Genomic DNA, 20,262 nt, shown 5'->3' on the forward strand with positions numbered 1-20,262 from the left:
GCGCTCGTTGTCGGCCAGCCGACAAGGCCGGGAAGGCTGCGCCATCCCCACCTTGACGACTGGCTCTGCTAGAAAACAGCCGGAGCGGCTCACGGCGCGTTTTTTGTTGCAGGCAGCAGGATAGGCATAGCTTTCACCGAGAACGCGCCATATCGGGCGTTTCCGGGCGCTTGCAGATGGATTCCAGCGGAGGGGCAGGGTCAAGGGGTTGGTGCGGCCCGCAGCCCGAAGGGCGAGGACACGGCCCCTTGACGCTGAACCGCAGCGGACAGCCTGTGCGAGTGGGGGCAGGGACGAAGGGCGCAGCCCGCCACCCCTGCTCCCCGAGCCTCACGGCGGCGAGTGCCCCCCCCGGCAGGGCCGCCGGAGGCACATTGAAAACAGCCGACGCCAAGTAGCCCCTGTCATTCTTTGAATGACGAGTAGCCGTAAGGAGGCCGGTGGGTAACGGCTTGCCGTTATCCACGGGCGGACGCGCAGCGACCGGAGGGCGCGAAGGATTGCCCACAGCCGAAGAGCGGCAGCTACTAGGTTTTTTATAAATACTAGAAAAGCCTAAAAGCTGAACTACTAGGGGCGGTCTTTCCATTTCGCTGAATCCCCCTCCCAGTGGGGCTTACAGGCGATTTCGCACGTCGGTCTTGACTAGCGATGTCACGTAAAACGGCTAGTGATGTCACGTGCCAATGACTAGCGATATCACGTGGACAACTTGCAGGAAAGCCGCCAAAGCCAGTTCTGGCAAGGGTTTTCAGCCTTGCTAGTGATGTCACGTGGACAACCTGGAGAACTCACAGGCTTATACCTTCTTCTTGGTCGCCGTGATGTGCAGACGAGCAGGGGTGAGGATCAGGTGCTCTTTCGTTTCCTCGATGTGGTTCCGAGCATCGGGATAGAACAGCAGGGCTTCATTTAACCGGAGCCGGAAATTCGTCTTGAAGTTGGCCAGCCCCTTGGGAGTATTCGCATAGCCAGAGCCGAACTGCATCATCAATCCAGCCCACGGCACCTGAGCAAGCCGCTTGCCGCCCTTGATTGTCGCCACGTTCAGACTGAACATGCGGTAGACCAGCCATGTGTAGATATCCATCGCCAGAGGCGACTTCTTGAGTGCTTGCAGTGCCTCCATCCTGATCGGCACCGGAGCATGGGTCAGGCTCTCGAAGAAATCGGTGCTCAAGGTGATTGAGCTGTCCCATAGTCCGGGCTGCTCAGTATCGCGGGTGTTCCAGAAGAGGAACGCCCGCTTGGCGATCAGGATGTTTTCGATGCCCAGCGCATCTCCGTCCGCGCCGCTGACGGAGATCAGCGAGCGGACTAGCCGCAAGCTCTGGTCACGCACTCGGGCGATGTACCGGCCATCGTTGTGCAGATCGAGTTTTTGCAGGAATTCCGCCTGTGAGCGCCCCAGCGATAGCTCTGGACTGCCTGTGCGGACGGCTTCTGTACACATCCACGCCAGCAGCAGGCGCGGCAGCCCGCCATAGGGCACGCCATACTTGGGGTTGGCTGTGATGGAAAGGGTCAGCTTGCCAGTGCCTCGCTCAAAATAGTTGCTCTTGGGGTCTGTGTGGGGGAGCGTGGCCTGCGCCAGAAAGTGCGCGATGTAGCCTGTCGCACCTGCGCTGCGGGCCTGCTCGATCTCCATCTCCACGGCTTCGTCGATCAGGTGGCGCACCCGTGGAGTCAATGCATGGGCGGCGTCGTGCTGCTCCGCCTGCTTTGTCACCTCGGCGGCTTTCTGCCTGATCCGCTCCAGCGGATCGCGCTTGGGCGTGGCTTCTGCCACGCCAGCGTCCAGCAAGCTGCCCAAGCTGCGCATCGTCGAATCCTGACCCTTGGCCTGCGGGATCGCAGCGATCAGGGATAGACAGCGTTGTTGCTGGCGGCGCGGGCGGCAGCGGCCTTTTGTTCGAGCCACGCGTCAATCTCGTGCTCAAGCCAGCCAACGACACGCTTGTTGATCTGGATGGATACCGGGAATGTCGGATCAGCGCGGGAGATGCGCCAGAGAGTCACTTCATTGATTTCGCCCAGCTTCTCGCAGACAGCCTTCTTGCGTAAAATCTTCATCGTCATCACCCCTGCATTTCGATTGAATGCAGACAGTTTCAGACGGCGGGCCAATCACGGTCACGGATTCCCAGAAGGGAATTTTTGCAGCAAAAAATCCGAAAGCGGCGATGCAGCACAGGCAAGCGATACGCGGGCCTCGCTCCGGGTAGCAGCGGCCAAAGTGTATATAGAAGTGACTACAAGATGAGAGAAAACAAGGTGAATGCCGCTTCTACATATGCGTTTCAGCCAGACTTCTTGTTTAACGTCTAAGCGAAACCGCACATTCCGAGAAGCGCCCCAAAGATTGGACCCTGGTCCGATCTTTGGGGTGTTTTTCATGGTGAGGCGTCAAGAGCAATGCGCGCCGCTTCAGGAAGGGCTTTGCGAGAACGGCATGAGGGACGAGAAATGATCGGTCGCGGCGAATAGGCTGGCTATTCGCCGCAAATCATGCGGTGAATAGCGGGATGACTGGCAGCGACCGGGTTGGACCGCATCAGCAGATGGTGTGATCGCACAGACGCAGGTTTTCAAGCGGCACCCAGCCCGCCTCTTCACCAATAAGCCTGACCGCCCACACCCATCCATTCAATTCGCGTTCTCCGCGCAGCATTTCGCCTTGCGCGACATCCAGTTCCTTGTTGGTGAAATCCTCCAGCATGGTGGCGCTGCCGTCGGCGTGACGGTCCAGGAATTGCGCCGGCACGAAGCCGGCTTGTTGGTCTGTTGGCGTGCACAGATACCAGTCGGGCCAGCCCTCGGGGCCATCGTACCGTTCGCCGACGGCGACGCGATCGCCCTTGCGCACCAGCATGGGTTCGGGGAACTCGCTGGCGTGGGCCTGGATGACGAGGTAGCGGCGGTCGGGATTCATGGGCATTGCTGGGTCCGTATTGCGGGTACGGAAGGAACTATGCCATGCGCTCCAGCAGCCGCGGCACCGCCGAGGCCAGCAACGCGACTCCGGAAGCCGTCAGCAGGCCCAGCACGATCTGCCGGAAGCGCGCCTCGCTGATGCCTATGTAAAGCTTGGCGCCCAGCAGCACCGGCACCAGCATGGCGGCGGCGACGATGGCGAACATGGGCAACATGGCGCGCGTGACGATGCCGCTGGCCAAGTACGTGCCCATGGTCACCAGCAGCATGGACAGGTTGAAGTTCTGGATGATGGCGCGTTGCGCGTCTTTGTCGAATCCGCGCAGGGTGCACCACAAGGTGGGCAGCGTGCCCGTGAAGCCGCCGATGCCGCCCAGCACGCCGCCAGCCATGCCGACGGCCGCGTCGGCGGCGCGCCCGCCTGCGGAGATCTTCGGGAGATTCTTGGCCAGCAACATGGCGGGGCACCAGATCACGAGCAGGAGGCCGAGTATGGTCTTGAACCAATCCATGTCCAGGCGCGGCAGCAACGCCACGCCCAGCGGAATGCCGAACAGGCCGCCGATCACGAAGGGCAGCAATCGTCGCAGATCGAAGCCGCGGCGCACGGTGATGGCGGCGAGGATCTGTCCGACCAGGGCGCCGAATACCGCGAGCGTCGCAGCCAGGCGCGGGTCCAACACCCAGGCCCAGAACGACATCGCCACCAGGCCGAAGGCAAAGCCTGACAGACCTTGCACGAAGCCCGCGATGACCGCGCCCAGGGTCACCACCAAATACACGGAATCCATTGCCGCCTCTTTGTTCTTATGTCGGGAACGGCTTGTATTCTGGATGATCCTGACGGCTCGCGAATCGCGTTTTGCTATGGGCCGATACCACGCTTCTTATGGCGGCGCAGTGGGTTCTAGTTCGGCGTCTTATCCGCCGCTCGCAGGAAGTTCGCCTCCAGCACGCTCAGCACGCGATTCAACGTATCGATATCCGCGGCCGACAACCCCTTGAGCGATTCTTCGAAGAAGGCCGCCCGCTTGGGCAAGGCTTCGTCCACCACGGCCTGGCCGGCCGGCGTGAGGCTGGCGTTGGTCAGGCGGTTGTCCTGCGGATCCACGGCGCGCGCGATCCAGCCCAGCTTCTGCATGGCCTGCAGCTGCCGTGTGAGCGATGCGGGATCGAGCCGGCAGCGTTCGGCCAGATGCTTCTGCGAACATTGGCCGCACTCATGCAGCGCCAGCAGGATGCGCCAGCGGGGCAGGGCGTGGCCAACCGTGCTGCTGAACGCGCTCTGCATGCCGCGGTAGGCCTGTCCCATGTGCTGGATGACCTGCAAGCCTTGTTGTTGTTTGGGCAAAAGCTATTCTCCGACGCCGGCCGGCTCTGGTTTGGAGGGGCGGATCAACTGGACCGGCGGCACGCGCCGCACGCACCAGAGCGCGAACACCGCAACCGCCAGGGCAATGAGCTGCCCTTCGTGGATGGCGCCGACGAGCGCGACGCGCGCGATTTCGATCAGCGAGGTTCCGTCCTGGCCTTGATGCGCCAATTGTGCCAGGAACTGCGTCTGGGCCGCGGGATTGACCAGCATCTGGGGATCGTTCAGCTCGGGCAGCCAGCGCGCGGAAGCGCCGCGCAGCGTGGATTCGACGCCGCTGAAATAGCTGTGGCTGACCATGGTGCCGACGATCGCCGTGCCCAGCATGCCGCCTATCATGCGCAGGGACTGCAGCAGCGCGGTGGCGATGCCCAGGTGGCTGCGGCCGGCGGTCTGCTGCGCGAAGACCGTCAGGTTGGGCATGATGAAGCCCATGCCCAGCCCGGCCATCAGCATGTATGCGGCGATGAGCGCATGTGACGTATAGCTATGGGTGGTAACAATGCCCAGACACGAGAGCGCCATCAGGATGAAACCTGCGTACAGCATGCGGTTGGGATTGCGGATGCGGGTGATGATGCGGCCGTTGACGATGCTGCCCACGGTGATGAAAACCACCATCGGCGTGATCAGCAGTCCGGCGTCCTGGGGCGACAGCCCGAAGCCGCCCTGCAGCAGCAGCGGCGCGTAGAACAGCAGCGAGTACATGGTCACGCCCACCAGCAGAGCCAGCGTGAAGAGCATGGCCAAGCCGCGATTGCGGAACATATCCAGGGGCAGTAGCGGGTGCGGGCAGCGCCGTTCCCACCAGAACAGCAGGGCGAAGGCCGCCGCGCTGCCCACACCCAGCAGCATGATGGATGCGCTCAGTCCTTCCTTGGGCAGCAGCTCGACCAGTAGCTGCAGGCTGCCCAGCGCCAGCGCGATGAGCAGCGCGCCCTGCCAGTCCAGCCGCACGCGGCCGGTCGTGTGGTTGCGCAGGTGCGGCAGATGGCGTCCGACGAACCAGAGGCCGAGGATGCCGATGGGCAGGTTGACGTAGAACACCGAGCGCCAGCCGTAGTGCTCGGTCAGCGCGCCGCCCAGGGTCGGGCCGATGGCATTGGCGATGCCGAAGGCGGAACTGAGCATGACCTGCCAGCGCAACCGCACGTGGGGATCGGGAAACAGGTCGGGGATGGATGCGAACGCCGTGCCTACCAGCATGCCGCCGCCTATGCCTTGCAGCGCCCGCGCCAGGACCAGCGTGAACATGCTGTCGGCCGCACCGCATAGCGCCGAGGCCAGGGTGAACAGCACGATGGCCGCCACCACGAATGGTTTGCGCCCGTAGTAGTCGCCCAGGCGGCCGAAGATGGGCACGGTGATGACGGAGGTAAGCAGGTAAGACGTCGCTACCCATGCATACAGTTCGAAGCCCTTGAGTTCGGCCACAATGGTCGGAAGCGCGGTGCCGACCACGGTCTGATCGATGGCGACCATCATCATGACGAAGCACATGCCCAGCATGGCAAGCAAGGTTTGGCGGAAAGGAAGCACCTGGCCGGGCGAGTGAGGGGTGCCTGTAGCGGGGGCGGACATTGTTGGATCTATCAATGATTGATGTATCAATCATTCTAGCCCTACAATCCGCGAGACAGAAAGTTGTCAGGTCCGAGGCCGGATTTCGACGTGCGGCATTGATGCTGATAGTGTTGATTTTGTGTTGCCTCGCCCGGCCATCTGCGCGAAGCCGGCCCGATTTGTTACGATAGCGCTATCTGTACGCTGGCTCGGCTGGCGTCTTCATCAAGCCTTCCTTGGCAGATCCCATTTTTGGCGCCGCAGCCCCAGGCTCGGCAAGAGAGCGGGCACGCCCTGAAAGGCCGTGGCTAAATGGGCCTGGCGGTTTTTCCGCAGCTAAAGCACCTTCCGCGCGCCTGGCGCCGCGGACGGCATTCAAGGATTTCCAGTCGAGGTACCGACGGGGCAGCAATGAAAACGTGGTTCAAGCGCATTTTGATAGGCCTGGTAGTGTTGGTTGTCGTGGCCGTCGTTGGCCTGGCCATCTTCTTGCTGACATTCGACCCCAACGCGTACAAGTACAAGCTGGAAGAGCTTGTCCAGCAACGCTACCAACGCACGCTGACGATCGACGGCGAGATCGAGCTGTCACTCTTCCCGCGCATCGGGCTGTCGGTGCAGGGCGTGTCGCTGTCCGAGCCGAACAGCTCCGAGACATTCGCCTCCATCGATAGCACCAGGCTGGCGGTCGCCGTGTGGCCGCTGCTGTCCAACAGCTTTGTCGTCGACCATGTGGCCATCACCGGTTTCAAGGCCCGTGTGGTGCGGGACAAGCAGGGTCATTTCAATTTCAGCAATCTCGTGGGCGGCACCGCTCCGATCACGGCGGCGCCGGCCAATCCGGCTGAAGCCTTGGCGGGCGCGGCGCAGAGCGCGGTGCAGGCCATCGCCAACGGCAACCTGCCGCAGCCGCGCAACAACATGCAGATCGACATCGCCGGGCTTGACCTGAAGGACGGCCAGGTGCAGTTGCAGGACGAGATCTCGGGCATGGCGGTGGCGGTCACCAAGATCAACGCCAACACCGGCCGCGTCACCTTCAATCAGCCGTTCGATGTGCGCATGACCGCGCGCGTCGAAGGGGGCGATCCACGCGTGGACGCCAATCTGACCGGTCAGGCCCTGCTGACGCTGGACCCGTCCGCCAAGCGCTACGCCGCGCAGAAGCTGGACCTGCGCATGGACGGCAAGCTGCCGGGCGCCGAGGCCAAGAGCCTGGCCATGCGCGGCAACCTGGCCTTCAACGGCCAGAAGTCGGCACTGGATATTGCCGGTCTGGAAATCGTCTTCCAGGGCGACGTCACGGATCCCGCCGCGCGCGCGACCAATGTGGATGCCAGCGTGGCCATCCCCAAGTTGGCGATCGACCCGCACAAGAGCCAGCTGCAGATCGAAAAGCTTGCCATCCGCGCCAAGGGCGGCATGGCCGACGGTCCCTTCGAATTCGCCGTGGACGCGCCCGCGCTCAACATCTCTCCGGCTTCGGCCACGGGAGAGGCGCTGACCGGCCGTGTGCGCATCAGCGGCCTGGACGCGAGCTTCGGCCTGAACGGCATCAGCGGCAATGCCGGCGAACTGGAAATCAAGGAAGCCAAGCTGGACAGCACGTCCAAGAACGGCGAACGGATCGTCAAGCTGAACTTCGCTTCGCCGCTGTCCTTGAACCTGCTGCAGCGCAGCGGCGGCTTGTCCGGCCTGCGCGGCGACGTCAACATTACCGATCCGGGACTGCCCAAGGGCAGCCTGCAGATTCCCGTGATCGGCAGCGCGACCGTGGATCTGCTGAAGGATCAGGCCACCAGCAAAATCAACGCCGTGCTGGAAGGCGGCAAGTTCGATCTGAGCGCGGACATCACCAAGCTGAGCGATGCGCCGAAGGTGAATTTTGCGCTGGTGGTGGACACGCTCGATCTGGACAAGCTGGTGCCTCCCGCGGCGGCAACGCCTGCGCAGCCGGCGCCCAAGCAGCCTGCGGAAGCCAAGAAGGAAGATGGCAAGCCGGCTCAGCCGGCTCCTGCGCCCGCCAAGCCTGCCGACGATACGATCGACCTGTCGGCGCTGATCGGCCCCAGCGTCAACGGCACGATCAAGGTCGGCAAGCTGGTCGTGCGCGGCCTGAAGGCCGATGACGTCGGCGCCGCGGTCAAGCTGGACAAGGGCAAGCTGGATATCTCCAGCCTGACGGCGGGCCTGTACGGCGGCAAGCTGGCGGGCACGCTGTCGGTGGATGCCGCGCAGGGTAACCAGCTGGCCACCAAGATGTCGCTGGCCGGCATTGCCATCGAACCGTTCCTGATGGACCTGGCGCGCCAGAACGTGCTGAGCGGCACGGGCAGCCTGGCGCTGGATTTGAAGACGGCGGGCGCCAACGCCTATGCCATGAAGAGCGGTCTGGGCGGCACGATGCAATTGCGCCTGCGCGATGGCGCGGTCAAGGGCATCAACCTGACGCAGACGCTGCGCGAACTGAAGGCCGCCTTCAAGCCTGAGTCGCAGAACGAAACCGTCGCCTCCGACACCAGCAAGCAGACGGAATTCTCCGAGATGGACGCCGATTTGGCCTTCGCCAAGGGCGTGGCCGCGGTCAAGCGCCTGAACGTGGTGTCACCGCTGTTGCGCGTGACGCAGGGCGACCCGGCCACCATAGACTTCGTCAAGAGCGAACTGGACCTGGTGGCGCGCGCCCGCGTCGTCAATCCGGCCGCCGATCCGGAAGGCAAGGAGCTGATAGACCTGAAGGACGTCACCATCCCCGTGCACGTCAAGGGGCCGTTCGACAAGCCGACCTACACTGTGCTCTGGAAGGACGCCATAGGCGGCATACTCCAGCGCAGCCTGGAAAACAAGCTGCGCGAAGCGGTGACGGGCAAGGGCAAGGGCGGCGCGGCCGTCGACAAGGCTTTGAAGGGATTGCTGGGCAAATGAACGCCGAGAACTTCCAACCCGTGGCCGAGTGCGGCTTGACCGCGCAGGCCGAGGCCGCGGGCTATCACCGGCAATGGCTGGTCGCCAACGATTCAGGGCAGTGGCTGAACCGCGCCCTGTGTCCGCGGCTGGCCGAGGTCTCGGTCGAGTTGCGGTTGGGCTACCTGGTGCTGAAGGCGCCAGGCATGCTGCGCATGGACATTCCGCTGGACGTCATCGAAGACGACGACAGCGTGCGCTACAGCATGAAGGTGGGTGAGCAGGTAGTCGATGTGATCGACGAAGGGGAGCTGGCCGCGGCCTGGATTTCCAACTTCGTGCAGGTGCCTTGCCGCATCATGAAGGTACACCCCGACACGCCCGTGGCCGCTTGGCCGGCCTGAAGGGGCCGGGCGCAAGGGCCGCTCAGGCCTTTGCGCCAGAGCGTTTGAATTCGAACGCCGCGTGGGCCAGCAGGCCTGCCAGCAGGCCCCAGAAGGCCGATCCGATACCCCAGAAACTGAAGCCCGATGCCGTGGCCAGCAGCGTGATGAGCGCGGCTTCGCGGCGTTGCGGGTTGGCCATGGCTGCAGCCATGCCGCCCATGATGGTGCCCAGCAGCGCCAGCCCGGCCAGCGCGGCCAGCAAGGCGGCGGGCAAGGCCTGGAAGAACACGGCCACGGCGCCGGCCACGACGCTCAGCACGACATAGCCCAGGCCGTAGGTGGCGGCGGCGATGTAGCGCTTGGACGGGTCCGCATGCGCTTCGGGACCGGTGCAGATGGCCGCGCTGATGGCGCCCATCGTGACGCTGTGCGCGCCGAAGGGCGCAGCCAGCAGGCCCAGCAGGCCGGTGGCCGCCACCAGGCGCGAAGCGGGCGGCTGGTAGCCGGCCGCTTGCAGGATGGCCAGGCCGGGAAGGTTTTGCGAGGCCATCGCGACCACGAAAAGCGGAATGCCCAGGCTGACCGCGGCCTGCGCGCTGAAGGCGGGCGTGGTCCAGACAAATTCGGTGAGGCGCCAGTCCAGCAGGTCCAGCTGGATCAGGTTCAGGCCGAAGGCGATGGCGATGGCCACCAGCATGACCACCAGCACCGCGTAGCGCGGCGCCCAGCGCCGGCACAGTAGATAGGCGGCGCACATCGCCAGCACCAGCGCCGGCTGCTGCTTGATGTTGCTGAAGACGCCCATGCCGAAATTGAGCAGCACGCCCGCCAGCATGGCCGCGGCGATTTCGCCGGGGATGCGGCGCAGGATGGGATCGATCCAGCCGAACAGGCCGCAGGCCAGCGTCAGCGCGGCGGCCAGGATGAAGGCGCCGATGGCCTCATTGAACGGAACCCCGGCCAGCGCGGTGACCAGCAGGGCCGCGCCGGGAGTGGACCAGGCCATGACGATGGGCAGGCCCGTGCGCAGGCTGTACAAGGCGCCGCCCAGGCCGAACGCCAGGCTGAGCGAGCCGATCCAGGAGCCGATGTGCGCGGAATCCAGGCCCGCGGTGTGGCCAGCCTGCACCATCAGCACGGCGGTGCCGCCGAAGCTGACCAGCACGGCGACCAGGCCGGCGGCGATGGCCGATGCGGACAGGTCGCGGCGGGCGTGGTGGGGGGAAGGAGGGAGGTTGATGCTGGACTGCGCGGCGTCGCTCATGCGGCACCGGTCAGCCGACGGTACTTGGCCATGAGCTGTTCCTGGCCTTCATTCCATTGCGGGTGCAGCTCGATGCACTCCACGGGGCACACGACCTTGCATTGAGGCTCGTCGTGATGGCCCACGCATTCGGTGCACCGGTCGGGGTCGATGACGTAATAGTCCTCGCCCATGGAGATTGCTTCGTTCGGGCACTGGGGCTCGCAAACGTCGCAATTGATGCATTCTTCGGTGATGGTCAGGGCCATGGCGGGCTGCGGTATGGGGCGGGTAGGGCTGAGCGCATTGTACCGCCGCCGTCCGCCCCGGGCTGCGCAGCGCAAGAAGGGCGCTTTGCGCGCCCTTCGAGGGTGGAGCAATACCTGCCCGGCGGGGCTCAGCCCGGCCAGGACTGTTCGCGGCGTTCCTTGGCTTTTTCCTGGAGCCAGCGCTCGACCGACGGAAACACGAACTTGCTCACGTCGCCGCCCAGCTGCGCGATTTCGCGCACGATGGTGCCGGAGATGAACTGGTACTGGTCCGAGGGCGTCATGAACAGTGTTTCGACGTCGGGCAGCAGGTGGCGGTTCATGCCGGCCATCTGGAATTCGTACTCGAAGTCGGACACGGCGCGCAGGCCGCGCACGATCACGCGTCCGCCCTGGTCGCGCACGAAGTCCTTGAGCAGGCCGCCGAAGCTTTGCACTTCCACGTTGGGATAGTGGCCCAGCACTTCGCGCGCGATTTCCACGCGCTCGTCGATGCTGAAGAAGGGCTTCTTGTTGCGGCTAATCGCGATCCCCACCACGACTTTGTCGAAAAGCGTGGCGGCACGGCGGACCAGGTCCTCGTGGCCTCTGGTCAGCGGGTCGAAAGTGCCGGGATATACAGCGGTGATCATAGGAGCTCCGTACCGTTATAAGTGGTGTACACCATCCTCCGAAGCTCGGATTATTGACCTATTTGCGCAATGCAGCAAATTCCAGCAGGTGGTAGTGGACCGCGCCTGCCTTGTCCTGCCGCAAGATCGTGAATCCTTCGGGGGCTTCGATGGGATTTTCCGCCTCTACGTAGACTAGCCCATGCTCGGTCAGAATGCCCGGCAGAATCGGCCACAGGCGCGGCAGCCAGCCCTGGCCGAAGGGCGGATCCAGCAGGATCAGGTCAAATCGGGACGCATCCATGCGTTCAGCGACCTGCATGGCGTCGCCTACATGGATGCGTATCATGTCGGCTTTGAGCTTGTCGCGCAGTGTCCGCAGCGCGGACGCAGCGGTCTTGTCCCGCTCGACCATCTGCACATGCGCCACGCCGCGCGAGGCCGCCTCGAAGCCCAGGGCGCCGCTGCCGGCGAACAGATCCAGCACCTGCTTGTCGGCGAAATCGCCGCCCCACAGGTGATTGAGCCAGTTGAACAGCGTCTCGCGCACCCGGTCGGGCGTGGGGCGCAGCGTCTCCACGTCGGGCACGGCAATGGGGGTGCGTCTGTATTGGCCCCCGACGATACGAATATACTTGTTACCCATGTTTAGCCGCTTCTTCAAGAAAAAATCCCCTCCGCCCGCCGCGCCGGTCCAACCCGCGCCGCCGCCGGAGGCCGCAGACGCCGTAGCCGCGCCTGCCGAGCCCGCCGCCGTCCCGGTTACTCCCGCGCCGCCGGCGCCCGTGGCCGCCGAACCGCGCCGCGAACCCAGCATCGAACAGGCCGCCGTCGCACCGGCTGCAACGCCGGTTGTTGCGCCAGTTGCTGCGCCGCACGAGGCTCCAGCAGTAACGCCCGCGCCGGTTGCACCCGCAGCGTTTACGCCGCCACCCGCTCAGGCAGCGTCACCGGCACCTGTTCCGGCGCCAGCGCCTGCGCCGGTAGCGGCTCCCGCGCCTGTCGCGGTTTCTGCGCCAGTGGCGGCAACGCCTGCCCCGGCCGCCGCGCCTGCGCCGGTTGCGGCTCCGGCCATGCCCGCCGTCGAGCCCGCCGCTGAAGCCCCCAAGAAGGCTTCCTGGCTGTCCCGCCTGAAGCAAGGCCTGTCGCGTACGGGCCAGAGCATCGGCGGCATCTTCATCGGCGTGAAGGTCGACGAGAACCTGTTCGAGGAACTCGAATCGGCGCTCATTATGGCCGATGCGGGCCTGGAGGCTACCGAAAAGCTCCTGACCGCGCTGCGCGCGCGAGTCAAGAAGGAACGCATCGAAGACCCTGCCAAGGTCAAGGCGGCGCTGCGCCAGTTGCTGGCCGACCACCTGCGTCCGCTGGAGCGCGCCTTCGATCTGAAGCGCACGCAACCCCTGGTCGTCATGATCGCCGGCGTCAACGGCGCCGGCAAGACCACTTCCATCGGCAAGCTGGCCCACACCTTCCAGCGCCAGGGGGCCAGCGTGCTGCTGGCCGCGGGCGACACCTTCCGCGCCGCCGCGCGCGAGCAGCTCATCGAATGGGGTAGCCGCAACAACGTGACGGTGATCTCGCAGGACGGCGGCGATCCGGCAGCTGTCGCTTTCGATGCCGTCAATGCCGGTCGCGCGCGCGGCATGGGCGTGGTGATGGTGGATACCGCAGGCCGCCTGCCCACGCAGCTGCACCTGATGGAAGAGCTGAAGAAGATCCGCCGCGTCATCGGCAAGGCGGATGCCGCCGCGCCGCACGAGGTGCTGCTGGTGGTGGACGGCAATACCGGCCAGAACGCCTTGGCGCAGATCCGAGCCTTCGATGCCGCCATCAATCTGACCGGCCTGGTCGTGACCAAGCTGGACGGCACCGCCAAGGGCGGCACGTTGGCCGCCGTGGCCGCGGGTAGCCAGGGCGTGCGCCCGATCCCGGTGTACTGGATCGGCGTGGGCGAAAGCCTGGAAGACCTGCAGCCCTTCGTGGCCGACGAATTTGCCGGGGCTTTGCTGGCGGATTGAGGCCCGGGGACCCGGCGCGCATGCGCCGGAAACAACAAAGGGACGGCGCATGCCGTCCCTTTTGCATTCAAGCCCGCATCACTTCCAGAACGGCTTGCTGGCGGCCAGGTCGTCGAACGCATTCTGCGCGTCGTCGGCCAGCTCTTCCAGGCGCGCGCTGATCCAGCCCAGGGCGAACCAGGCTTGCGGGTGGGTGGCGGTACACGACTCGTAGTAGTCCTTGGCCACCGCCAGGTCGTTGATTTCGCCCAGCACGTCCTGCACGCGCGACAGAAGCTTGCGATAGCCGCGCAGCTTGCCGGCGGGCAGCAGCGATTCGGCGAACGCCAGGCTATAGCGCAGGCGCTTGCCGCGCTTGCGCAGTTCGTGGCGCGAGGGGATGTCCAGCGTCGCGAACTGTGTACCCTGGTCGGCCACCTTGCTATGCCAGCGGTGCAGGCGCCGCGCGAGCTGCTTGTGCAGGCGTTGCGGATCGGGCTCGGGCGCCAGCATCGGAATGATGGTGGGTCTGACGCTGGGGCCGGCCACGCCGCCCTCCAGCTTGATGGCGGGTTCGGGCGCGGCGTCGCTGGGCGTGCCGTTGGCGATGGCCTGGTTGTCCACGGCGGGCAGGGCTGGCGGCACATCCAGGCTCCATTCCAGCAGGTCCAGCATCCAGGCCTGGAAGGCCTTGCCGCCGGCGATGCTGCGCGCGTCCTGTTCCGGGGGCGCGGCTTCCATGGGGATCACAGGCATGCCCGCCCGCGTCAGCGCGGGCGCCACCGTTTCGTTCAGCACGTCCTGGTCGCGGTTGGCGCCGAAGGCGGCGAAGTGCGTGCGCACGCCTTGCAGCAGAGCGTCGGGAATCGGCGCGATCCAGCCGTCGAACAGCTTCCAGGCTGAACGCAGGCGGCGCACCCCCACGCGCAACTGATGCACGTGTTCGGAGTTGCCGGCGCGGTAGACGCCCTCGGTGTCGACCTCGGCCAGCACGGCGGCGTTGCGCGCGATCTGGTCCAGGCATTCCGCGGCGATGCGCGCCATGGCCTGGGGCGCGGTCATGTCTTCGCGCAGCTTGACCGAAGCGGCGCCGCGCGGCGCCCAGAATTGCGCAATGGCTTGCGCGCGGCGGGCTTCGAGATCATCGCCGGGAATCGCGTCGGCATCGGCCAGGCGCTGCGCCAGCTGGGCCAGCGCGTCGCCGCGTTCGGACTTGCTGCGCGGATCCAGCACCAGGCTGTGGCGCCGCTGCCAGCCGCGAGCCGCCGCGAAGATGGCGGCGGGACGGCCCGACACCAATTCGAATTCCAGCTCGGAGATGGGCAGCTCCAACGCGCCGGCGCGCAGGATGCCGGTGTCGTAGGCCAGCTCCACCGTGCCGTAGCGCGTGCGGACCTTGCGCAGCAGCCGCTGCACGTCGGTTTCATAGCGCAGGCCCAGTTCGCCCTTGACGGCGGCCAGCGCGGCCTCGACCTCGGTGCCGGCATACACCGACAGGTCCAACACCGGACCCGGCCGTGGGTGGTTGAGTTCGATGCGCGTGATGGCATTGATGCCGGGCATCTTCAGCGTCTGCACCCAGTCGCGGCCTTCCTGGCGTAGCCGGATGGCGATGCGCGCACGCGCAAGTTCGCGTTCCGGCGTATCGAAATACATGGCGTGCAGGCGGATGCGGGTCGCCTCAAGCTGCTTGATCTCTCGCTGCACCGCCTGGCGCGAAGCCGCGGGCACGTGCAGTTTCAATTCCTGTTCCGACATGGCGACGAGCGTCCAACGGCAAAAGCCGAGATCTTAATCAAACGGGGAGGGCGATTTGATGACCGGTCATATTTATTTCACATGGAGCATAGACGCGTTTGCGGCGCATCAACAACTGGGGCGAAGGGCGCGCGGATCCTGGGCCGGAGCAGCGGACTGGCGCATTGGCGGCCGCGTGTGCTTGAGCGGATGTGCACTCTGAAATTACCCAGTTTCAGTGATATGCATGGTTACGGATCGCTTTTCTAATTGTAATCGGCGGGTTACGCGGCCCGCGCCATCCGATTCCACACGCGTCCGCATGGCGTCAGCCCGAGCGGGCCACGATTACAGAAGAGCGCCATGAACCGTACGTATCGCATTGTCTTCAACCGTAGCGCGGGCTTGTGGCAAGTTGTAAGCGAGCACGTCCGTGGGCAAGGCAAGGGCGGCCGCCATGCAAGCAGATCCGCGCGCAGACGCCTGCCCTTCATGGCGATGCTGCTGGCGGCCCTGGGTGCGGCCGGCCAAGCGCAGGCGGGGCCGATGGTCACCTTTACCGGCGATACTACTTTCGCACCCTACACAGGTCCAAATTTGGTGGCCTTCGCCCCGCTATATGTGGGCATATCCGGTGTAGGAACATTGACCGCCGCCGACGGCGGCCAGGTGACGATATCGCCGGGCTACACGGTGATTTTGGCCGACTCGGCCTCGGCTCAAGGCACGATCAACATCGGCGCGGCTCCTGGCGCTGCACCCGTGGGCGCGGGTTTCCTGGCGACGTCGCTACTCGAGTTCGGCGCGGGCACGGGCACGCTGAACTTCAACACCAACAGTTTTCACGACTTCGGCGCGGCGCTGGTCAGCAGGGATGCAGGCACGCATCAGCTCAATCACTATGCGGGCTCCACGCGGCTGGTCGGCGACAGTTCAGGCTTCGTCGGCAAGACCACCGTCACGGGTGGGAGCCTGCAGATTCTCAACATTCTGGGCACCACCGAAGGACGTATCGATGCCGGGCAAGCTCCCGGCGCCACGGCCCGGGTCAGCGTGTTCAGCCCCGGTTCGACCTGGGCGCTGACGGACAACCTTTTTGTCGGCGGCGCCGGACTCGGAGAGCTGAGCATCTCCAGTACCGGTACGGTCTCGAACCAGTTTGCAACGGTGGCTGCTCAGCAGAACGGAGCGGCGAAAGTGACGGTTTCCGATGTCGGGTCGCTCTGGAGCAATCGCGCAACGCTGCTGGTTGGCACCGAAGGCGGGATGGGCAGCGTTTCGATTCTGGCGGGTGGGTATGTGACCAGCGTCGATGGCGTCGTCGGGCGCGAGGAGGACGGCAGCGGCGTCTTCCTGGTGTCGGGACGCGGCTCGGCCTGGACCAATAGCGGCGAGCTCAGGGTGGGCGATGTGTACGGTCGGGGCATTCTGAGTATCGAGGCGGGGGGCTTCGTCTCGAACAAAGACAGCTATGTGGGCAGCGTGAATGGCAACGGCAGCGTCGTTGTCCGTGGCGCCGGCTCCATCTGGGACAACAGCGGCGCGATGATCCTGGGGTTCGGTACGGGATTGGGGGCGGGCACCCTGACGATCGCGCAAGGCGGCGCTGTCAACGTCGGCGCGAACGGTGGGGGGACCGTTTCGCTGGCGCAGGACCGGTTTTTTATCTTTCCCACCACCGGCACGATCAATATCGGCGCGGCGGCGGGGCAGCCGGCCGTAGGCGCCGGCACGCTCAACGCCAGCGCGATCCAGTTCGGCGCCGGTATTGCCACCGTGAACTTCAACCATACCGAGCCCGCGTACACGTTTTCGACGCCGCTGTTGAGCACAGGCGCCGGCACACATAGTCTGAACCAGATCGCCGGTACCACGTTGCTGACGGGCGCCAATAGCTCATTCCGGGGCAGGACCACGGTGTCGGGCGGCAAGCTGGTGGTGCTGGGCCAGTTGGGAGGTTCGGCCGCCGTCACGGGCGGGGTCTTGCAGTACGGAGACGGCGCCACGGGCGCGGCCAACACCCTGAGCGGCAACCTGAATGTCTCAGGCGCCGGCAGCACGCTGGCGGTGCATCGGGGCGCCACGCTGGCGGTCACGGGCGACGTGGAAATGGCCGATGGCACCGTGCTGGACTTGATGGCCGGTACGGGCAGCCCGTTGTTGCAGGCAAACAAGGTCACGCTGGGCGATGGCGTGGTGTTCAGGCTGAGCGGCATCGCCGACAAGAGCGGGCTCAATACCGTGTTGATCGAGGCGCCCACGGGCGGTATCGACGGTGATTTCGGCGCCGTCAGCGTGGGCGGTTTTACCGGAGAGGTCGACTATCTCACCGTCAACACGCGCAAGTCCGCGGACAACAAGCAGTACCTTGCCACCTACGGCCTGAGCTGGACCGCCAACAACAACCTGGCCCATGGCACTTTCACGCTGGCTGATGCGTCGAACCGGTTCACGCTGGGGGTGCCGCTTTCCGACCAGGCCGCCAATGCCGCCGCCGGTTGGGACGGCAAGAGCTTGACCAAGACCGGCGCAGGCACGCTGGTGCTGCAAGGCGCCAACACGTACAGCGGCGGCACGGCCATCGTAGGCGGCACGTTGCAGGTCGATCGCGATGCCAACCTGGGCGCTGCCGCCGGAAGGCTGCGTTTCGGCGACGGCACGCTGGCGACCACCGCCAGCTTCGACACCGCGCGCGCCGTCACGCTGGCGCAGAGCGGACGTTTCGACGTCGCGGCGGACACCACGCTGGGCTTGACCGGCGCGGTGTCGGGCGCTGGGGCACTGGTCAAGAGCGGCGCGGGCACGATGGTCTTGAGCGGCAGCAATAGCCACGGCGGGGGGACGACGATTGCCAGCGGCACGCTGCAGATCGACCGCGATGCCAACCTGGGGGCAACGGCCGGCGGCCTGGCCTTCGGCGACGGCACGCTCGCGGCCACGGCCACTTTCGACATCGCGCGCACGGTCGCCTTGGCGCAGTCGGGGCGATTCGACGTGACCACGGGCGCCACGCTGGGCCTGACCGGCGCGGTCTCGGGCGCAGGCGCGCTGGCCAAGAGCGGCGGCGGTACGCTGGTTCTCAGCGGCAACAACAGCTATAGCGGCGGCACTACGATCGCCGCAGGCACCTTGCAGGTCGCAAGCGATGCGAACCTGGGCGCGGCGTCTGGCGGCGTGGCATTCAGCGGCGGCACGTTGGCGGCATCGGCGTCCTTCGATACCGCGCGCGCCATGACGCTGACCCAGGCCGGACGCTTCGAGGTGGCTGGCGGCGCGACGTTGGGGCTGGTCGGCGCAGTCTCGGGCAATGCAGACCTGATCAAGACTGGCGCCGGCACGCTGCGGCTGGACAACGCGGGCAACGCCTATGGCAACACCCAGATCCAGGAGGGCGCGCTGATCGGCAATGCCGGGTCGATCCGGGGCAATGTCGATAACAACGGCACCCTGGTGTTCGACCAAGGCGCGAATGCAACGTTCGGCGGCGCCATCTCCGGCGGCGGTGCGCTGGTCAAGAACGGCGCCGGCACGCTGGGGCTGACCGGCGACAGCTCGGGCTTTACCGGCAGCACCACGGTGCTGGGCGGCCGGCTGGCCTTGAACGGCAAGCTGGGCGGCGCGCTCACCATCGGCCAGGGCGGCGTGCTCGGAGGCCGGGGGACCATAGGCTCGGGCGTCGGCTCGGTGGTCACGGTGGCGGCCGGCGGCACGCTGGCGCCGGGCAATTCCATCGGCACGCTGACTGTCGATGGCAATCTTGTCATCGAGAATGGCGCGCGCTACGCCGTGGAAACCAATCCGCAGGGCGCCGATGCCGATCTCATCCATGTCACCGGCAATGCCACGATCAATGGCGGCTCCGTCGCGCATATCGGCATCGGCGGCGGCTACGGGCTGCGTTCCGTCTACACGATATTGGCGGCTGATGGCACCTTGTCCGGCCGCTTCGACACGGTGACCTCCGACTATGCCTTCCTGACGCCGAAACTTGGCTATGACTACGGCGCCGGCCGCGTCTCGCTGGAATTGACGCGCAACGGCACCGCAATGGCTTCGGCCGCCAACACGCGCAACCAGCACGCCGCAGCGGGCGCCATCGACAGCATCGGCATGGCGGCGGGCAATGGGCTATACGATGCGATCGCCACGCTGCCGGACGACAAGGGCCTGTTGCGCTCCAGCTTCGACCAGCTATCCGGCGAAATCCATGCATCGGCCAAGACCGTGCTGCTTGAGGACAGCCGCTACGTGCGCGACGCCGCCAACGAGCGCCTGCGTTCGGCCGCAGGCGCGGTCGGCGCTTCGGCGGCGCCGGTGCTGGCGTCCGCCGGGGGCGGCGCCCGTCTGGCTCCGGCAACTGCGATGGGGCCAGCCAGCTGGATACAGGGGCTGGGTTCCTGGCGCCAGACCGATGGCGACGGCAATGCCGCCCAGGTCAAGAGCTCGACCGGCGGCTTTCTGCTGGGCGTGGATGCGCCGGTTTCCGATGCCTGGCGGCTGGGCCTGATGGCGGGCTACACCCGCACGGATTTCGATGTGCGCGACCGCGCGTCTTCGGGCGACAGCGACAACTACCATCTCGGCGCCTATGGCGGCGGCCAATGGGGCGCGCTGGGCCTGCGCGGCGGGCTGGCCTATAGCTGGCACGACATCGCCACTCGGCGCTCGGTTTCCATGCCGGGTTACTCAGACCGCCTCAAGGCCAATTACGATGGCCGCACGGTCCAGGCTTTTGCCGACCTCAGCTATCGCATCGACACTAGCGTCGCCGCGTTCGAGCCGTTCGCCAACCTGGCTTACGTCAATCTCAAGACCGACGGCTACAACGAGAGCGGCGGCGCAGCGGCGCTGCGCGCAAGCAGCCAGACCACCGAGACCACCTACACGACGCTCGGCTCGCGGGTCATGTCCGGGTTCGAGCTGGGCGGCGCGCAAGCCACGGCCCGGGGATCGCTGGGCTGGCGCTACGCCTTCGGTGACTTGAAGCCCACAGCGACCCAGGCATTCTCCGCTGGCGATGCCTTTACCGTGGCCGGCGTGCCCATCGCCAAGAACAGCGCCGTGCTGGAGGCGGGGCTGGATGTGCAGGTGTCGCGCAAGGTGTCGTTCGATCTGTCATACCAAGGGCAGCTCGCAAGCGGGGCGCAGAACCACGGCGTCAGGGCCGGGGTGAGCGTGCGGTTCTGATTCGTCGGCGCAAAAAAAACCGCCCGTTGTCCGGGCGGAGCAAAGGAACGCTGTAG

Annotated in this window: 15 protein-coding genes; 4 read left to right on the forward strand and 11 right to left on the reverse strand. The window is 65.6% G+C overall.

Translation table 11 applies throughout. From position 1 onward, the window contains the following. Positions 1-799: 799 nt before the first annotated feature. From NGK62_RS16710 to NGK62_RS16735, 6 genes are all read right to left on the reverse strand, one after another. On the reverse strand, positions 800-1,822 hold the full coding sequence (locus NGK62_RS16710) for a replication protein RepA (RefSeq protein WP_251879220.1): 1,023 nt from the start codon (positions 1,820-1,822) through the stop codon (positions 800-802). A 38-nt stretch (positions 1,823-1,860) separates the two neighbouring features. Then, positions 1,861-2,079: a helix-turn-helix transcriptional regulator gene (locus NGK62_RS16715; RefSeq protein WP_232092874.1), complete on the reverse strand. Its 219-nt coding sequence runs from the start codon at positions 2,077-2,079 to the stop codon at positions 1,861-1,863. 475 nt (positions 2,080-2,554) lie between these two features. After that, positions 2,555-2,932, reverse strand: a complete 378-nt coding sequence (locus NGK62_RS16720; protein ID WP_251879222.1) for an SH3 domain-containing protein — start codon at positions 2,930-2,932, stop codon at positions 2,555-2,557. A 37-nt stretch (positions 2,933-2,969) separates the two neighbouring features. Beyond that, positions 2,970-3,725 carry a sulfite exporter TauE/SafE family protein gene (locus tag NGK62_RS16725; RefSeq protein ID WP_251879224.1) on the reverse strand — a complete coding sequence of 252 codons (756 nt, stop codon included), beginning with the start codon at positions 3,723-3,725 and terminating at the stop codon, positions 2,970-2,972. Positions 3,726-3,841: 116 nt separating this feature from the next. Further along, positions 3,842-4,285, reverse strand: coding sequence for a MarR family winged helix-turn-helix transcriptional regulator (locus NGK62_RS16730; protein WP_059371354.1), 444 nt, complete (start codon positions 4,283-4,285; stop codon positions 3,842-3,844). Positions 4,286-4,288: 3 nt separating this feature from the next. Beyond that, positions 4,289-5,887 (reverse strand): MDR family MFS transporter, encoded by a 1,599-nt coding sequence (locus NGK62_RS16735; protein ID WP_251879226.1) that lies wholly within the window; start codon positions 5,885-5,887, stop codon positions 4,289-4,291. A 393-nt stretch (positions 5,888-6,280) separates the two neighbouring features. On the opposite strand from NGK62_RS16735, the gene NGK62_RS16740 reads away from it, so the two are divergent. Together NGK62_RS16740 and NGK62_RS16745 are read left to right on the forward strand one after the other, a co-directional pair. After that, positions 6,281-8,794 (forward strand): AsmA family protein, encoded by a 2,514-nt coding sequence (locus NGK62_RS16740; RefSeq protein ID WP_118931358.1) that lies wholly within the window; start codon positions 6,281-6,283, stop codon positions 8,792-8,794. Then, entirely contained in the window at positions 8,791-9,177 is a 387-nt protein-coding gene (locus NGK62_RS16745; RefSeq protein WP_118931357.1) for an MOSC N-terminal beta barrel domain-containing protein, read from the forward strand. The genes NGK62_RS16740 and NGK62_RS16745 overlap by 4 nt, the downstream gene beginning before the upstream one ends. Before the next feature lie 22 nt (positions 9,178-9,199). Here the strand turns inward: NGK62_RS16745 and NGK62_RS16750 are convergent, their stop codons facing one another. The 4 genes from NGK62_RS16750 to rsmD form a co-directional block, all read right to left on the reverse strand. Continuing rightward, positions 9,200-10,423 carry a benzoate/H(+) symporter BenE family transporter gene (locus tag NGK62_RS16750; RefSeq protein WP_059371358.1) on the reverse strand — a complete coding sequence of 408 codons (1,224 nt, stop codon included), beginning with the start codon at positions 10,421-10,423 and terminating at the stop codon, positions 9,200-9,202. Continuing rightward, the gene (locus NGK62_RS16755; protein ID WP_042795127.1) at positions 10,420-10,671 is read right to left on the reverse strand and encodes a YfhL family 4Fe-4S dicluster ferredoxin; all 252 of its coding nucleotides are present in this window, start codon (positions 10,669-10,671) and stop codon (positions 10,420-10,422) included. The genes NGK62_RS16750 and NGK62_RS16755 overlap by 4 nt, the downstream gene beginning before the upstream one ends. A 128-nt stretch (positions 10,672-10,799) precedes the next feature. Then, positions 10,800-11,303: a pantetheine-phosphate adenylyltransferase gene (gene coaD / locus NGK62_RS16760; RefSeq protein ID WP_013396175.1), complete on the reverse strand. Its 504-nt coding sequence runs from the start codon at positions 11,301-11,303 to the stop codon at positions 10,800-10,802. Positions 11,304-11,361: 58 nt separating this feature from the next. Then, complete coding sequence (gene rsmD, locus NGK62_RS16765) at positions 11,362-11,928, reverse strand: 16S rRNA (guanine(966)-N(2))-methyltransferase RsmD (RefSeq protein ID WP_173145624.1); 567 nt, start codon at positions 11,926-11,928, stop codon at positions 11,362-11,364. A 427-nt stretch (positions 11,929-12,355) separates the two neighbouring features. Between rsmD and ftsY the strand changes: the two genes are divergently transcribed. Beyond that, positions 12,356-13,303: a signal recognition particle-docking protein FtsY gene (gene ftsY, locus NGK62_RS16770; protein ID WP_410469170.1), complete on the forward strand. Its 948-nt coding sequence runs from the start codon at positions 12,356-12,358 to the stop codon at positions 13,301-13,303. 78 nt (positions 13,304-13,381) lie between these two features. Here ftsY and NGK62_RS16775 read toward each other — a convergent pair whose 3' ends face one another. Beyond that, on the reverse strand, positions 13,382-15,040 hold the full coding sequence (locus NGK62_RS16775) for a CYTH and CHAD domain-containing protein (RefSeq protein WP_251879230.1): 1,659 nt from the start codon (positions 15,038-15,040) through the stop codon (positions 13,382-13,384). Between the two features lie 342 nt (positions 15,041-15,382). On the opposite strand from NGK62_RS16775, the gene NGK62_RS16780 reads away from it, so the two are divergent. Beyond that, on the forward strand, positions 15,383-20,206 hold the full coding sequence (locus tag NGK62_RS16780) for an autotransporter domain-containing protein (RefSeq protein WP_251879232.1): 4,824 nt from the start codon (positions 15,383-15,385) through the stop codon (positions 20,204-20,206). Positions 20,207-20,262: the final 56 nt, after the last annotated feature.

It is taken from the genome of Achromobacter sp. Marseille-Q4954, from assembly GCF_943737025.1.
Classification (GTDB): domain Bacteria; phylum Pseudomonadota; class Gammaproteobacteria; order Burkholderiales; family Burkholderiaceae_B; genus Achromobacter; species Achromobacter bronchisepticus_A.

Excerpts from the sequence above, each read along its gene's own strand:
- NGK62_RS16775 (WP_251879230.1), bottom strand. The coding sequence starts at position 15,040 with ATGTCGGAACAGGAATTGAAACTGCACGTGCCCGCGGCTTCGCGCCAG.
- NGK62_RS16780 (WP_251879232.1), top strand. The coding sequence starts at position 15,383 with ATGAACCGTACGTATCGCATTGTCTTCAACCGTAGCGCGGGCTTGTGG.
- NGK62_RS16720 (WP_251879222.1), bottom strand. The coding sequence starts at position 2,932 with ATGAATCCCGACCGCCGCTACCTCGTCATCCAGGCCCACGCCAGCGAG.
- coaD (WP_013396175.1), bottom strand. The coding sequence starts at position 11,303 with ATGATCACCGCTGTATATCCCGGCACTTTCGACCCGCTGACCAGAGGC.
- ftsY (WP_410469170.1), top strand. The coding sequence starts at position 12,356 with ATGCCCGCCGTCGAGCCCGCCGCTGAAGCCCCCAAGAAGGCTTCCTGG.
- NGK62_RS16745 (WP_118931357.1), top strand. The coding sequence starts at position 8,791 with ATGAACGCCGAGAACTTCCAACCCGTGGCCGAGTGCGGCTTGACCGCG.
- NGK62_RS16725 (WP_251879224.1), bottom strand. The coding sequence starts at position 3,725 with ATGGATTCCGTGTATTTGGTGGTGACCCTGGGCGCGGTCATCGCGGGC.
- NGK62_RS16755 (WP_042795127.1), bottom strand. The coding sequence starts at position 10,671 with ATGGCCCTGACCATCACCGAAGAATGCATCAATTGCGACGTTTGCGAG.
- NGK62_RS16710 (WP_251879220.1), bottom strand. The coding sequence starts at position 1,822 with ATGCGCAGCTTGGGCAGCTTGCTGGACGCTGGCGTGGCAGAAGCCACG.
- rsmD (WP_173145624.1), bottom strand. The coding sequence starts at position 11,928 with ATGGGTAACAAGTATATTCGTATCGTCGGGGGCCAATACAGACGCACC.
- NGK62_RS16735 (WP_251879226.1), bottom strand. The coding sequence starts at position 5,887 with ATGTCCGCCCCCGCTACAGGCACCCCTCACTCGCCCGGCCAGGTGCTT.
- NGK62_RS16750 (WP_059371358.1), bottom strand. The coding sequence starts at position 10,423 with ATGAGCGACGCCGCGCAGTCCAGCATCAACCTCCCTCCTTCCCCCCAC.
- NGK62_RS16715 (WP_232092874.1), bottom strand. The coding sequence starts at position 2,079 with ATGACGATGAAGATTTTACGCAAGAAGGCTGTCTGCGAGAAGCTGGGC.
- NGK62_RS16740 (WP_118931358.1), top strand. The coding sequence starts at position 6,281 with ATGAAAACGTGGTTCAAGCGCATTTTGATAGGCCTGGTAGTGTTGGTT.